Consider the following 15,130-nt stretch of genomic DNA (forward strand, 5'->3'; position numbering starts at 1 on the left):
ATGCTGCCGTGACCGACAACACACACCTTACTGAACTTGCTAAACACTTATTTGCACAACGAAATAACGTCAACCCAAACGCCCATTTTGGCGCTTTTACTGCACAAAATATTGACCAGGCCATCACTGTTCAACAAAAAATGGCTGAGTTAAATGGTCATATTTCCGGCTGGAAATGCCTTGTTCCGCAAGCAAACGATCAACTTATTGTGGCACCGATTTTACAAGCCGCTGAGCGGGGTCAACAGTGTAGCATTATCCCAACGATAAAAGATGAGCAGGCTTTAGCACTTATTGAGCCAGAAATTGCTTTCATCTTAGGCGAGGATATTGAGCCTTATCGACACTATAGTCATCAAGAGATTGACAGTGCTATCAATGCGACGCATATGGCATTAGAGTTAATTCAAAATCGTTTTAGCCGCGACAGTCAACCAAGCTATTTGCAAAAATTGGCTGACGGTTTAAGTAACCAGGGTGTGTATATTGGCCCACAAATTCCTAAATCGGTCGCTTATCAAGCAAGCCATGTTGATGTTGTGGTAACTGCAAATAATCAACAGCAGTCTTTTAACGGTAAGCATCCGTGTGAATTGCCGCAATTACCTGTGTATTGGATGATTAACTACTTAGCACAAAAGGGCGTAAAACTCAGTGCAGGGCAGGCGATTATTACCGGTTCCTATTGCGGAGTGGTTAACGTGCCGATGGCGACAGAAGTCAGTATTGAATATAAAAACATTGACCAATTTAGCGTCAGCTTTATAAATGCATTTTAGGCTGTAGGCGTGGTTATAGATGAAAAAAAAGCGCCTGAGGCGCTTTTTTTATTGTGTTTCTAATTGAGTAAAAAACTCTTCAAGTTGTTGGCTGACCGTGTCGGTATCGCCAGTGGCTTTTAAATACGAACGTAAGCCAATAATGTGAACCTGGAGTTTTTTAGCAATTTTTTGTTTATCAAATTCTGCCGACAAATCACCTTGCTGTTGCGCTTGCTCAACAATATTCGCAAAACGGTTTTCAACCTGAGTGAGTAGGTTTTTTGCGATATCGAGCGTTTCTTGATGCGATTCATCAAGTTCTGCAAGCGTGCGCATCACCATGCATAATTCACTGGGTACTTGTGCACTACACGGCACAATTAAGCCGCGAAGATACTGCTTTAACCCATCCCAAGCGTGGTCATGTTGGGCTAATTGCTCATTAAGTACATCTGTTGATGTTTGAGCATAATGAATTAATGTTTGATGAAACAAATCGGCTTTGCTACCGAATGCGGCATAAATACTACCAGGTCGCATGTCCATGGTAGTTTGAATTTCACGCGTAGACGTAGCCAAAAAACCTTTTTGCCAAAATAGGTTTTTTGCTTTTTCAAGTACATCGTCGCGATCAAATTTTGAAATATTAGCCATGAGCCCCTCTTTAGTTATTACTCTATTTTACGATATCGCATAGAGGTAAGGCCAGTGTATTGCATTAATTTTTAATCACAAATGAGTATATACCCAAACAACCTGAAGATGCTCGATTTCAGCAAGAATTTACACGCGTTTAAGCAAGGCATTGATTGCGGGTAATGGTCATTCCCTTTCCAAAATCAATAACGCAGCATAAATGCGTGTAAAACTTGCCCTTTGGGAGTTTCACCGTGTTCCCCTGATTGTTAAATCAAGAGCGTTGTTGCGCTAATTTATAAGGTACCTACATTACCGCATTAACGCGCCTAGTATTGAAAACACGGTGAAGCTCTGAAACACGGATCTTCAAGTTGATTGGGTATATTCCATGTTTATTAGGCTTTAATTGCTTATAAAAACACGTGAACTCGTGTGGTGACTCAACGTCATGTTTTTAGCGACCTATCTTTGAATTAGTATTTACAGTATTACGACCATACACCGTCTTCAGTTTTACCTTGGATTTTTACATCGGCCAGTTTGAACTCTGGTTTGTTAGTGGCTTTAAGTTTGACTTGATAGTCGCGGGTTAAATTAACAATGGTTGGAGTTAACAGCATCAATGCACTGATATTGACCACCGTCATTAAGCCCAGTGCCATGTCGGCCATGTTCCACACTTCTTTTAAGCTGGCGTTTGCGCCCCAATACACCATGGCTAAATACAACAGAGTGTAACCAGTACGGCCATAAATATTATCAAGCTTAAACAGGTGTAAGTTACTCTCGGCATAAGCGTAATTGGCCACCACAGAGGTAAAAGAGAATAGGGTGATAATAATGGCCACAAACATATCGCCGCTCATGCCCATGTGATGAGTCATGGCATTTTGAGTAATACGGATGCCCTCCATTTCGCTGCCGATATTACCTTGCGCCAGTAAAATCACAATGGCGGTACAGCTACATAACACCATAGTGTCGATAAACACCCCGAGCATTTGCACGTAACCTTGCGCAACCGGATGGTTAGGCACAGGCGTTGCACCTGCCGCCGCATGCGGTACGCTACCGGCACCGGCTTCGTTTGAATATAAACCACGCTGAATACCGTTTTTAATTGCCGCGCCTAATGCACCAGCGCCAGCTTCAGTTAAGCCAAAGGCCGAGTTAAAGATATCCATTAGCACAGCGGGTACTTGCTGAATATTGATTAAGGTCACCGATACTGCTGCCAAAATAAAGGCAAGGCCCATAAACGGCACAATTAATTCTGCAAAGCGGGCGATACTTCGCAGGCCACCCATCACAATAATGCCGGCAAAAAAGGTGATAACAGCACCTGAGTACACGCTGGAGATCTCGAAGGTGTGATTAAGGGCATCGGTGATGGTGTTAGCTTGCATGGCGCTAAAACTAATGCCGTAACCTAAAAATAAACACAGCGCGAACAACACGGCAAGCCAGGGTTTATTTAACCCCGCGCGAATGTAGTAGGCGGGTCCGCCGCGGTATTCTTTATGATCGTCTCTGACTTTATACAGCTGGCCTAAAATACTTTCGGCAAACCCGGTAGCCATACCGAGCAGTGCAATCACCCACATCCAAAACACGGCGCCACTGCCGCCAAGAGATATCGCCATGGCAACGCCAGCTAAGTTACCGGTACCTACCCGGGCTGATAACCCAGTACACAAAGCTTGATAAGAACTGATCCCTGACTTATCGCCCTGGGTACTGCCTTTCATGACTTTGAACATATAAGCAAAGTGGCGCAGTTGAATAAAGCGTAACCTCAATGAAAACCATACACCTGCAAATACTAATATGTAGATCAGTATTTGGTATTCGCCCCATAAAACATTATTAGCGAATGACACAATTTCATTAATCATTGAACAAATCCCTGGTTTATCTCATTGTTTGAGTTTTTTTATTAGCCGTCTTAAGCTGTCTGACGTTAATGTCGCCAGTCAATGTACTCAAAAGTGGGTAAGCATTTTTTGTCGGTAACCGCTTCATAAATAGACTGAAATAGAATTAAGTCAAACAACTCGGTAGAATGGTTATGCAATTAAAATACATTAATAACACCAAAAGCTTTGGATTTGAAGCATCGTTAACAACATATATACCCAATCAACCTGAAGATGTTCGATTTCTGCAAGAATTTACACGCGTTTAGGCAAGGCATTGATTGCGGGTAATGGTCGTTCCCTTTCCTAATCGATAAAAAAATCACCTAGCGGTTCATTTCAAGGTAGGCTTGTGGGGAGGCGGCAATATCGATTGGTTTTTTCGGATAATATTTACGCAATTGATAAGTGTCGTTAGGTTGATTATTGTTTGCTGTGAGATTATAGGGTTGCGTCAATAAGTTAGGATGATAAATATGGCAAATCTGAATCTGCCTTTTAGTGCAAATCAACAACAATTAGCACTGTTACGATTGGTTAACTGGGGCCTAAAAATAGGCCTTATTGTGTTTACGGCTGATTTATTTGGCTTAACCACACCGCCAATAACCTTAAGTTATGTATTGATTATCGAAGCGTGTTATGTGGGGTTTAGTTATCGATTTCATCGCCTGAGTATCGACAATCATGGTTTATTGTTTTTAACCTTACTGCTGGACACCTTATTTTGGTCCACCTGGTTGTATTTTACCGGCGGTGCCACCAATGCGTTTGTTTCATTATTACTGCTGCCGATAGCCATTTCAGCAATTACTTTACCTGGGTGGGCGCCCTGGTCGTTAACAGCGTTGTCTACCGCGTTTTATAGTTTGATGATTATCAATATTCCTGATCATAGCGTTGATGATACAGCTAACACTGCCGCAGATATGCATGCAGGCCATGATATGAGCCAAATGGCAATGGACATGCCTGCCAATCCCAATATGAGTCACAGCATGAATATGAGCATGGACATGAGCTCACATTATTTAGGCATGTGGTTCAATTTTGTTATTTCAGCGTTAGTGCTGACCATTACCGTGGGCTTTATTGCTAAACGTATTCGGCAAAAAAATGTTGAGTTACGCTATTTACGTGAAGCGCAATTAAGGCAAGAAAAGATCCTTGCGTTAGGTACCGCATCAGCACAAATGGCGCACCAACTCGCCACGCCATTGGCAACGTTACGCTTATTAGTCGATGAAATATCAGACACAGCCGAAGATGCCGAGCAAACTGAATTACTGGCTGATATGGAGCAAGCACTCAACCGCTGTGAAGTGACCTTAAGCGACTTACGCTTAGCGACTGAGTCCATTCGCGAGCAAAAACAGTTGCAACAATCGGTTGCTAAGCTGGTGGCCTTGCTGTCAGAGCAGGTCAGTTTATTAATGCCCGAAACGCAAATAAGCCTACATATTTCACCAGAGGCAGAAACCGCCATTTTGCATACCGACATGAGTTTACTGCCGGCGTTATTGGCGCTCGTTCAAAATGGCGCCCAGGCTAGTGAAGACAATCAACAAGGTGCCAAAGTCGACATTAATATCAGCGTATCGTCATCTCGTTCGCCATCTACTCAGATAATGCCTCAAGAGATCAACATTATGATTCGCGACTATGGCGTGGGTATTGCGACACATTTATTATCCACATTAGGCAGTAATATGGTTAGCAGTCCTAAAGGCTTGGGGATTGCGGTATTATTAAGCCACACCAGTTTTGAGCGTTTAGGCGGTAAGTTATACCTTAAAGCGCATCCTCAGGGCGGCACAGAAGCCATCGTGACTTTACCATTAGCAGCCAAAGCGGATCACACAAAGGTTTAACGGTTATCGCTAAGGGGACATTGGGACGTAGATGAATAAATTACTTATAATTGAAGATGATAGCGCGTTATCGACTATTTTAGCGCGTCGTCTTACTCGGCACGGTTTTGAATGTAAAACCTGTGACAATGCCAGCGACAGCTTACTAATGGCCAGACAATTTATGCCAACGCACATTGTACTCGACATGAAGCTGGCACAAAGTAATGGTTTGTCGTTAATTAAACCGTTAAGGCTGCAATTGCCCCATGTGTATATGGTATTGCTTACCGGCTTTGCCAGCATTGCCACTGCAGTAGAAGCGATACGTTTAGGCGCAGATAACTATCTTGCTAAACCTGTCGACACCCAAACCCTGCTCAATGCGCTACATTCATCCAGCACGACTTTTAGTGCAGAACCCGATGAATTTGAAGCCATTACTGAACAGCCCCTCAACCCCAAACGCTTAGAGTGGGAGCACATTCAACAAGTGCTCGCCAATAATAATGGCAACGTATCAGAAACCGCCCGCCAACTCGGCATGCACCGTCGCACTTTGCAGCGCAAGTTATTAAAAAAGCCCACGGCAGATAATCGATAGTTTTTAATTTTTTGTTGAGTGGGTTAGATAGGCCTACGTTTTAATCAACATTGGCCGTAAATGACCTATCTATCCAACTATGTAAACTGTTTTATAATCAACCTTGAAGCTTATTCTTCTTGGCTAAAAGCTCGTTTCTGACAATTTCAGCACCGGCAGTTAAGGCGTTAATTTTGTCTGTGGCTACTTGATGCGATAACGGCGCCATGCCGCAATTGGTGCAAGGGTAGAGCTTGTCTGCATCAACAAATTGCAGGGCTTTGCGTAACGTGTCTGCCACTTCCTCTGGTGTTTCTATGGTATTGCTTGCCACGTCAATCGCGCCAACCATGACTTTTTTACCGCGAATGAGTTCAAGCAGTTCTATTGGCACATGAGAGTTGTGGCATTCGAGTGAGATGATATCGATACTCGATTGTTGCAGTTTAGGAAACGCTTGCTCATATTGACGCCACTCTGATCCTAAGGATTTTTTCCAGTCGGTATTGGCTTTTATGCCATAGCCATAACATATATGTACCGCTGTTTCGCATTTAAGGCCTTCTATGGCTCGTTCTAAACATGCAATGCCCCAATCATTCACCTCATCAAAAAACACGTTAAATGCTGGTTCATCAAATTGAATAATATCCACTCCCGCAGCCTCTAATTCTCTGGCTTCTTGATTGAGTATTTTGGCAAATTCCCAGGCAAGTTTTTCGCGACTTTTGTAATGGTCATCAAAAAGTGTATCTATCATGGTCATGGGGCCAGGTAGCGCCCATTTAATTGGTTGTGTGGTTTGCTGGCGTAAAAACTTGGCGTCTTCAACAAAGACTGACTTTTGCCGACTCACAGGCCCCACAACGGTAGGGACGCTGGCATCATAGCGATCACGAATTTTAACGGTTTTACGTTTTTGAAAATCAACACCGTTGAGGTGTTCAATAAAGGTGGTGACAAAGTGTTGCCGTGTTTGCTCGCCATCGCTAACAATATTTATGCCTGCTTGCTGTTGGTCGTGTAATGACAAACGCAGCGCATCTTGTTTGCCAACAACTAACTCGTCACCTTGTAATTTCCAGGGGGACCACAGTGTTTCAGGTTCGGCCAGCCATAAAGGTTTAGGCAAACTGCCAGCTGTTGAAGTCGGTAATAGTGTGTTTTTAAGGTGTGTTTTCATAGTATTAATGCCATCAATTGGGGTTAACGGTTAACCTGGGTTATTAAGCCTAGCGATTACGCATAATGAGCAGTCCATTGCTCAAGCACTGCCTGGTAGGGCTTAATGAAGTGCTCCGCTGCAAATTTGCCTTGCGCACTTGCCAGTTGGCTACGTTCGGCGCGATCGTAAACAATCTGAGTGAGTGAATGATCGAGGTTATTTAAGTTCGGTTGATAGCATTTGCCTGCCACGGCATTAGCATTATAAATCTCAGGTCGGTAGATTTTTTGAAAGGTGCCCATGGTGCTAATGGTACTTATTAGCTCAAGGTGGCTGTAGTCATTGAGTAAATCACCCACAAAATAAAACGCGAGCGGCGCAACACTATTGGGCGGCATAAAGTAGCGTACCTGTAACCCCATTTTTTGGAAATATTGCTCAGTTAACGACGACTCATTGGGCAGGTATTCAACCCCTAATACCGGATGCTGATTTTCAGTGCGTTGATAGGTTTTGTTATCGGAAACACTGAGGCAGATAACCGGTGGCTTAGCAAAGTGCTGTTTGTAAACATCTGAATTCACAAAAGACTTAAATAGCTTGCCATGCAGTTCGCCAAAGTCAGTTGGAATACTAAATTGCGCTTGGTCTTTGTTATGTTCTGGCAGTAAGACGCTAAAGTCGTAATCGCGTAAATAAGATGAAAAGTTATTACCAACAATACCGTCAATGCGTTTGTTGGTTTTGCTATCCACAATGGTGGTTTTCAAGATTTCAATCGACGGGAAGGCTTGGCCACTGCCTGCTATATCGATATTGACCGAAATGATTTCAAGTTCGACTGTATAACGATTGCCTCTAGGGTTATCCCAATGCGCTAAGGCATTAAAACTATTGTCTATCATTGTTAACGCGTTGCGTAAGTTGGCCTGACGATAGCTTCCACGGGCTAAATTGGCAAAGTTGGTGGTGATCCGCGTTGTGTCTGAGGGATGATAGTTTTCATCAAGACAAATGCTATTAACGGTAAAGGTAAATTGTTTATTCATGATGTTGTGGTTCCCATTTTTCTGCTCTCAAACCCGAATTGATGCGTTACTCATTGCGCTGACTGCTAAGTCAGTAGAGCTCAGCACTTTTTCAAACTGACGGCTTGAGTAACAGCTTAATATCAAATCTAAATAAGCTTGTTTGCTAAGCGATGAGTTATTTATACGTGGTTTGGCACTTCAACAAAAACGGGTTTATTTCACCTGCAACATGAGCGCAATTCATCATCAGTAAACAGTGTGATTAGCTTAGGCAGTCGCCTGAAGTTAACATTGGTTGTTAGCGACTTTTTCGTCCTCCCGGCAATGCTTTTGAGCCGGGAACCAGGTGTTTACGTTGTACTTTTGTCGTTTATGGACCGCGGCCGCTAACGTCGCTTTGCCCACACCATAACAAGAGTGGCCAATGAAAGTTGGTCACTAATTTAGATGCTATCTAGTTCATTTTTGGACGGAAAGTGTTAAAAAATTTAATGCAGACTAAATGATAGTGCTAGGTAACGATACTCAATGTAATCACTTCTATGACACGTGGTAAACCCATCCCTGGGCCCTCTGCGAAAACATCCCTGTTTTCGAAGGTCATAGCTGCGATGACTTCCGCCGTATAGTTATCTTCGATTTAACCTTAGTTTGTAATTGAACGATCTAATGCATTTCTGGACATAAATTAGCTTGTAGGACAAGTATTGAACTGTTTCTATCCCTACTAAATTCATAACCAGAAAGTGAGTTAGGTCATTTCTTTAAAGAGAGTAAATGAACCGCCCTCGGCAATATCACCTGCGTTGCTCTACCCGAAGGGAATGCCATGTTGATGCCTGGAGTCTCATTGGCCATTCTGCCGTGTGCAGAGCTGCATGCAGGGTGGTATGGAGGCTAGATACCTCCGGCTAGCCGATTAGTTTTAAAATAACTGACCAAGCATGGTTAATTGTTACAACCATATTGAAATCTCTTTTCAGGGGAAAATCGATTTCTTTTATAACGAAATTCACACTTTAGTCCTGCTACATTCCATTTCCAGGTGTAGTCACCTTCATTAAACCTATTCTCAGGGGGGCCAAAGCCTCTACTTGATAATATGCTAATAATCTTGCTATCACTTAGATCCAAAAAAGGATGTGAATTAGCATCATCGTTATATACTGCTTTCCTCACAAAAAATAATTTATAGTCTTTGGATACAGAAAATAGATATTCTAAGCTTTCATCCGTTAATAATAATTTTTCCAAATTAACATCAGGTTCATTAACTAATTTTTTGATATCAATTCCATGAAAACTACTTTTTTGAACTCCAGAAAGAACCTGACTAAATTTATCAAATTTTAATGATTCTAAGTAGTGCTCGATGCTTTTGGAATCATAACCTTGAAGTGGTTCTATTTTTTCATTAACAGAAGCTAAATTAGAAACATCATTAGGTTGAGGCTCCCTTTTATTTAATTTCTCTTCCGTGCCTGAATCAGTTAAGCAAGGCATATCACTATATGTGACTTTACCGCTTGAATCTTTACATTTAAAAATATCTGACGCTGTCCCTAAAAATGAAATAGAACATAGCCCAATTATTAGAAGTTTTCTCATACGTATCCTTTAAAACTAGCGCTCGCTTAAGGGGTGCAAAACGTAGCGGCTATTTGGTTAAACTTGGGCGAAGCACCAAAACAAATTGCCGTGTAGTTTTGGTGTCCCAGTGAGCTTGCGAGCGACTTGATGCGCTTGTATACGCCAAGCATGGGCATGAACTAATAAGGTGAAAGTCCTCTGTAGGAAGGTCACAGGTAAGCCCGTTACTCTTATCAATTAGAGAATAACATCCTGTTATTAAACGTTAACTACTAGCGAATGGCAAGGGCTTAATCGCGATGTTTGGTCTGGAGGAGGCCACTAGCCTTTTTATGATAAAGAATGCGAGCCGATGAACAAGAACATCATATGAGGCATAGGCTAGGAATGAGTTGGTAAGGGTAGCCCCGCGAAGCATGGGTACAAGACGACGAATCAAAATAAACATGCTCCCCATTTTTAAGCAGCTGTTGCTTGTGAGAGGGCTAACCCCACAAAGTGTTTTGGGTATCACAAGTTAAGGCTCTGGCGTAGCTCTACTCTTGTTTTAAGTGATGACCAGGGACACAGAAAAAATATTGAGTAATGCCAAGCTCAAATAAACAGTTAATAAAATAGGATTATATTCACTAAGAGATGGATGGGTCGCAGTTCATTATTGTAATAAATAGCTAACCAAAAAGTGAGTTAGGCCATTTCTTTAAAGTGTTCAAGAAATGGGTGGCATCGTTTTTGCCAGGTTGAAGATACCGGTCGGATTATTCGAGAAGATAAGCGTGGCGCTATTAGCTCAAGCAGTCAGGACATTCTGAATCGATTAAACATCCCCGCCGAGAATTGGCTTAAAATCACCACTGAGTTTGGTGCATTATTTAAAGGTGCTGTCGGCGCCTTACCTGCGTTAACCGAATACTGTGAGCATTTAGACCGAAAACGACGACAAGGCGCGGCAAATTGTCATCGCTGGCTGTGCGCTTAAGCATTAATTATTGAAAAACCACTATCTTCCTTACAATTGATTGATATCAAGATTTTCTGCTGTGTTGAATTTCTTAGATGACCATAAATCACTCATTTAACGATAATATTTTAGCCATATCGATAACAATTGATGAGTTGAACACATCGACCGTAACCCTCGCCAAAGCCATGAAAACGAGTTATGTTATTTGTTCAAGAAATGGGTGGCATCGTTTTTTCGGTGGCATCGTTTTTTCCGGTTACATGCTGAGCTCATAGTGGCTACTCAGCTGGTTAATTTGATCTTGGTGCTTGTTTAGAAGTGGACTTATCAACATTGCTTCCGTACCACCTTTTTGTAGAGTAGAAACAACCTCACTAGGATCACTATATTTGTACAGGAACGGCAAACCATGCTCTTTAAAGTATTCATGAATCCCAAGCGCTGATGATGTAGCTTCTGCACTATTGGAAATCTGAAATCGATGCTGCCCAATTCCTTCGATATTCCCTAGCTCTGCGCCCACAATACAAATTCTCTCGTTTCCTGCTTTGAACTCTACTGCAACATTACCTACTGCATCAAAGTCATTTATGTGATTTATGCAACTTATATGAAGATACCAATTAACATCACCTTCATTTTTCTTGAAGTGACGTTGACTCTTAACAAACTTCCAGTCAGTTAAAAGAATCTTCAGCTCTTCGATAAATACATTTTGTAGATCAGATACTTTCATGGCATGTAACAGCTTATTGAACGGCAAAGTAAATTTAAAGTCGGCCGTTCAAGTTATTGATTAATAACATCCTACATTTACTATCTTCTTGATGTAAAGCCGTTTTATTTAACTCTACTGACAAATAAAAGCGGGCTTGCGCATTAAAAGTGGACTCAAGATGCTGCAATAAATAAAAATTAATTTATTTCAATGTGTTACAAAATAATCAAATTATTTATCGTACTACTTTAGTTTACTTGTTAGCCGGTTTGTCTTAAAAACACGCCAAACACCATTACAACTGTTTTTGTTTACATTACACACAACATAAAGGTAGGGATTATGGCTCACACAGGATACTGATCCGATATTTTTAAGTCAGTTAAGATGTGCTGTTAGACGCTAGGCGTAGCGCCACGACGTGAGTGGCCGCAGGCCATGAATACAAAACGACCAAACAATAAAAACAAACACCTAGATCCCGTCTAAAAAGCATTGCCGGGACGACGAGAAAACAGCTAACAAGCTTTTATCCAAAAATGAGCTAGATGCCTCAGCTTGAAATGCCTAAATTCAACTCTGAACTTGAGGCCGTTGAAGAAAATGTTGCCACTGGTTCATATTTGAAACAAACTACGCGGCAACAATGAGTTACGAATATTTCTTGCAACAGTTCAAATTCAACTTTGAACTTGAGGCCGTTGAAGAAAATGACGTGAGCTGGCCATGGACGGCCAGCTAGCTTTAGAGGGGAAGGGACGCCCCATCTGAAGCGTTAGCATTTTCGAATAAGGCTGAAGAATACTCAGACGAAGTTAAAAGCTGGATTTGACCACGTCGCGAAATTATCGCTTTTCAGATAATTTTGATGTGGCGGCTGGGAGATCCAAGAGGGAACAGCCGTTGGTTTCCTCTTGGTCTGGTGTGGGCGAAGCGCCACGACGTTAGTGGCCGCAGGCCATATGTACAAAACAAAAACAACAAACACCTGGATCCCGGCTAAAAAGCATTGCCGGGACGACGAGAAAGCAGCTAACAAGCTTCTATCCAAAAATGAGTTAGATGCCTCAGCTTGAAATGCCTAAATTCAACTCTGAACTTGAGGCCGTTGAAGACTTTTTACAAGTGAATACGTGAACTGGCATAAGTACAAAAGTACAAAACAAACACCTGGATCCCGTCTAAAAAGCATTGCCGGGACGACGAGAAAGCAGCTATAAAGCTTCTATCTAAAAATGAGTTAGATGCCCAGCTTGAAATACCTACATTCAACTCTGAACTTGAGGCCGTTGAAGACTCTTTACAAAAGAATACGTGAGCTGACCAACGCATGCACCTCACTAAACAACTCTTTAAAACTTGCTGATAAGACAAACATTAACAGCTTCATCATGGTGGTTTGCGAGCCGACCGTCCGACCCATGGACGGGTCGGTCGAGCTACATGGATGCACTAGCGCGTGTCGGTAAGTGAATGCCATGTTGAAGCCAAATAAAACCTTACCGCTATATGTTTTGCAATGGGTGAAGCGCCACGACGTGAGTGTTTGTAGGCCATAAGTACAAAAGCACAAAGCTAACACCTGGATCCCGGCTCAAAAGCATTGCCGGGACGACGACTAATGAAACACCTGGATCCCAAACTTAAGAATTAGAGTAACATTTAATCCAACTTTGGAGTCAGTGAAGTGCCACAACGCTAGTGGTCGTAGGCCATAAGTACAACGTATAAAAAAACACCTTATCCCTATGACAAATTATCAATTTTACAGATGTAGCAAAGTCTGCTTTTCATTAGTACAAGCTGTCGTTACCATAGGTTTGGTTTCTCTCAGGCTCTTTTAAATATCGCAGCGCAGGCCTTCGATATGCTGAAAAGTTCCGTTGCAGAACTTGAACAAATCGACTCATCGTCGATACGATGAGTCATCCAGTGGTGAACAAACCTTCTACTCAATCAACCAGGTATCCCTATGACTAATCAACTGTCCCCGCAAAAAAACGCCACTGTCGAGACAGTGAAAGACCTTGCTAAATGGGCCAATTACTCGTTGATGAACACACTTAAACGCGATCCTGATGCCACATCTCATGGTGCTGATCATAGGCCTAGGCAAGTATTTTCGGGCCATTATGTTCCCGTTAATCCCACACCGATTGAACATCCTGAATATGTTGCCCACAGCAGTACTTTTTTTGATGAATTGGGTTTTGCTGACAGCATGGCACAGTCTGCTGATTTTATGCGCGTGTTCTCTGGTGATCTGTCTAATGTCCCTGAGCCAATGAGCAAGCTTGGTTGGGCATGTGGTTATGCATTATCGATTTATGGCACCGAATATATTCAGCAATGTCCGTTCCAAACCGGTAACGGGTATGGTGACGGCCGGGCGGTGTCTGTGCTTGAAGCCGTTATCAATGGCAAGCGTTGGGAGATGCAACTTAAAGGGGGCGGACGTACGCCATATTGCCGCGGTGCAGATGGCCGTGCGGTATTGCGCTCAAGTGTACGTGAGTTTTTAGCCCAGGAGCACATGCATGCGCTGGGTGTACCCACGTCTCGCTCGCTGAGTTTATATGTATCGAAAACCGAAACAGTGCAGCGTCCTTGGTACTCCGAAGGCTCGCGTGAGCAAGACCCCGATCGGATGATCACCGAAGCCGTGGCGATTTCCACTCGGGTTGCACCGTCATTTATTCGGGTAGGGCAGCTTGAGCTTTTTGGCCGCCGCGCCCGCAAACATGAACATCCGCAAGCGATGGCAGAGCTTGAACAGCTGGTGCTTCACTTAATTGATCGTGAATACGCCGATGTTATCGACCCGCAACTACCTTTGCGCGATAAAGTGCTGAAGCTCGCAAGTGAGTTCCGTAGCCGTTTAACGTCATTGGTGGCTAATTGGGTGCGTGTGGGTTATTGCCAAGGTAACTTTAATAGCGATAATTGCGCCGCCGGTGGCTTTACCCTGGATTACGGCCCATTTGGTTTTTGCGATGTGTTTAACCCACAATATCAACCGTGGACCGGCGGCGGGCAGCACTTTGCGTTTTTAAATCAAGACGCAGCCGCTGAACGTAACTACTTGATGTTTTGTACCGCATTAAGTCCATTGCTAGTAAATGAAGCCGATGGTGTAGATGGGCTTCAGCAATTGGTTAATGATTTTTCTACTGAGATGCAAACAAAAATGGAGCAGATGTGGGCGACTAAATTGGGGCTTAACCGCTTTAACGCGGCGCTATTTACTGAGCTTAGCACCCTGATGCAGCAAACCTCTGTTGATTACACAATGTTTTTCCGTGAACTCTCATCGTTGCCTGATGATATTGGGCCACTGACAAAAAGTTTTTACCGAGAGTTATCGCAAGGGCCGCAGGGGTTAGAGCAACGCTGGGTGGCGTGGTTAGCACAGTGGCATTCGCTGCTAAGCAGTGAGGCTAATAGCGATGACACTAGCGATGACATTAGCGTATTGACTCGCAGCCATGACGATATCGCCAAGCAGATGAAACAGGTTAACCCTAAGTACAGCTTGCGTGAATGGTTACTGGTGCCAGCATACCAACAAGCAAGCCAGGGTGATTATACCTTGCTGCGTGAACTGCAGGCTGTGATGACCGATCCTTATGCAGAGCAATCTCAAGAAGTAGAGGACACCTTTTATCGTCTTAAGGCATCTGAATATTTTGCTATCGGTGGATTGTCGCACTTGAGCTGCTCGTCATAAACTGTCTGATTTAACATCTGTGATGCTCAGTGCATTTTTGGGTTCTTCTCAAGCTAGCTGAGACTCGATAGTGTGATTGCCATTAGCTTAAAATGGCTAAATGTTAATATTTAGCCATTAACGGCTAATTAAATCGGTAAGGCTTGTGCGCTTAATCGCTATTAGCCAAAAAAGGCTAAATTTGCA

The 15,130-nt window shown here is 42.9% G+C and carries 10 protein-coding genes and 1 pseudogene; 5 read left to right on the forward strand and 6 right to left on the reverse strand.

All coding sequences use genetic code 11. From position 1 onward, the window contains the following. Positions 1-8: 8 nt before the first annotated feature. Positions 9-779 (forward strand): fumarylacetoacetate hydrolase family protein, encoded by a 771-nt coding sequence (locus IEY42_RS04135; RefSeq protein ID WP_188924078.1) that lies wholly within the window; start codon positions 9-11, stop codon positions 777-779. Positions 780-827: 48 nt separating this feature from the next. On the opposite strand, the gene IEY42_RS04140 is transcribed toward IEY42_RS04135, so the two are convergent. Together IEY42_RS04140 and IEY42_RS04145 are read right to left on the reverse strand one after the other, a co-directional pair. Beyond that, positions 828-1,415, reverse strand: coding sequence for a TetR/AcrR family transcriptional regulator (locus IEY42_RS04140; protein WP_188924079.1), 588 nt, complete (start codon positions 1,413-1,415; stop codon positions 828-830). A gap of 473 nt (positions 1,416-1,888) precedes the next feature. After that, positions 1,889-3,295, reverse strand: a complete 1,407-nt coding sequence (locus tag IEY42_RS04145) for an alanine/glycine:cation symporter family protein (RefSeq protein ID WP_188924080.1) — start codon at positions 3,293-3,295, stop codon at positions 1,889-1,891. 497 nt (positions 3,296-3,792) lie between these two features. Between IEY42_RS04145 and IEY42_RS04150 the strand changes: the two genes are divergently transcribed. Both IEY42_RS04150 and IEY42_RS04155 read left to right on the forward strand, forming a co-directional pair. After that, on the forward strand, positions 3,793-5,187 hold the full coding sequence (locus IEY42_RS04150; RefSeq protein WP_188924081.1) for a sensor histidine kinase: 1,395 nt from the start codon (positions 3,793-3,795) through the stop codon (positions 5,185-5,187). Positions 5,188-5,218: 31 nt separating this feature from the next. After that, positions 5,219-5,770 (forward strand): response regulator transcription factor, encoded by a 552-nt coding sequence (locus IEY42_RS04155; protein ID WP_188924082.1) that lies wholly within the window; start codon positions 5,219-5,221, stop codon positions 5,768-5,770. Positions 5,771-5,867: 97 nt separating this feature from the next. On the opposite strand, the gene IEY42_RS04160 is transcribed toward IEY42_RS04155, so the two are convergent. The 3 genes from IEY42_RS04160 to IEY42_RS04170 form a co-directional block, all read right to left on the reverse strand. After that, positions 5,868-6,932 carry a methionine synthase gene (locus IEY42_RS04160; RefSeq protein WP_188924083.1) on the reverse strand — a complete coding sequence of 355 codons (1,065 nt, stop codon included), beginning with the start codon at positions 6,930-6,932 and terminating at the stop codon, positions 5,868-5,870. Positions 6,933-6,988: 56 nt separating this feature from the next. Beyond that, positions 6,989-7,963: a DUF1852 domain-containing protein gene (locus tag IEY42_RS04165; protein WP_188924084.1), complete on the reverse strand. Its 975-nt coding sequence runs from the start codon at positions 7,961-7,963 to the stop codon at positions 6,989-6,991. Between the two features lie 930 nt (positions 7,964-8,893). After that, on the reverse strand, positions 8,894-9,553 hold the full coding sequence (locus tag IEY42_RS04170; RefSeq protein WP_188924085.1) for a DUF4124 domain-containing protein: 660 nt from the start codon (positions 9,551-9,553) through the stop codon (positions 8,894-8,896). A gap of 721 nt (positions 9,554-10,274) precedes the next feature. On the opposite strand from IEY42_RS04170, the pseudogene IEY42_RS22315 reads away from it, so the two are divergent. Continuing rightward, positions 10,275-10,514 (forward strand): annotated as a pseudogene (locus IEY42_RS22315) (transposase); the annotation flags it as partial. A 241-nt stretch (positions 10,515-10,755) separates the two neighbouring features. On the opposite strand, the gene IEY42_RS04175 reads toward IEY42_RS22315, so the two are convergent. After that, positions 10,756-11,235 (reverse strand): hypothetical protein, encoded by a 480-nt coding sequence (locus IEY42_RS04175; protein ID WP_188924086.1) that lies wholly within the window; start codon positions 11,233-11,235, stop codon positions 10,756-10,758. A 1,954-nt stretch (positions 11,236-13,189) separates the two neighbouring features. On the opposite strand from IEY42_RS04175, the gene IEY42_RS04180 reads away from it, so the two are divergent. After that, positions 13,190-14,944: a protein adenylyltransferase SelO gene (locus tag IEY42_RS04180; RefSeq protein ID WP_188924087.1), complete on the forward strand. Its 1,755-nt coding sequence runs from the start codon at positions 13,190-13,192 to the stop codon at positions 14,942-14,944. Positions 14,945-15,130 lie beyond the last annotated feature (186 nt).

It is taken from the genome of Shewanella algicola (genome assembly GCF_014648035.1).
GTDB classification, from domain to species: Bacteria; Pseudomonadota; Gammaproteobacteria; order Enterobacterales; family Shewanellaceae; genus Shewanella; species Shewanella algicola.

Bases quoted from the DNA above. Each gene is read 5' to 3' on its own strand.
- IEY42_RS04140 (WP_188924079.1), bottom strand. From the start codon at position 1,415: ATGGCTAATATTTCAAAATTTGATCGCGACGATGTACTTGAAAAAGCA.
- IEY42_RS04145 (WP_188924080.1), bottom strand. From the start codon at position 3,295: ATGATTAATGAAATTGTGTCATTCGCTAATAATGTTTTATGGGGCGAA.
- IEY42_RS04150 (WP_188924081.1), top strand. From the start codon at position 3,793: ATGGCAAATCTGAATCTGCCTTTTAGTGCAAATCAACAACAATTAGCA.
- IEY42_RS04155 (WP_188924082.1), top strand. From the start codon at position 5,219: ATGAATAAATTACTTATAATTGAAGATGATAGCGCGTTATCGACTATT.
- IEY42_RS04160 (WP_188924083.1), bottom strand. From the start codon at position 6,932: ATGAAAACACACCTTAAAAACACACTATTACCGACTTCAACAGCTGGC.
- IEY42_RS04165 (WP_188924084.1), bottom strand. From the start codon at position 7,963: ATGAATAAACAATTTACCTTTACCGTTAATAGCATTTGTCTTGATGAA.
- IEY42_RS04170 (WP_188924085.1), bottom strand. From the start codon at position 9,553: ATGAGAAAACTTCTAATAATTGGGCTATGTTCTATTTCATTTTTAGGG.
- IEY42_RS04175 (WP_188924086.1), bottom strand. From the start codon at position 11,235: ATGAAAGTATCTGATCTACAAAATGTATTTATCGAAGAGCTGAAGATT.
- IEY42_RS04180 (WP_188924087.1), top strand. From the start codon at position 13,190: ATGACTAATCAACTGTCCCCGCAAAAAAACGCCACTGTCGAGACAGTG.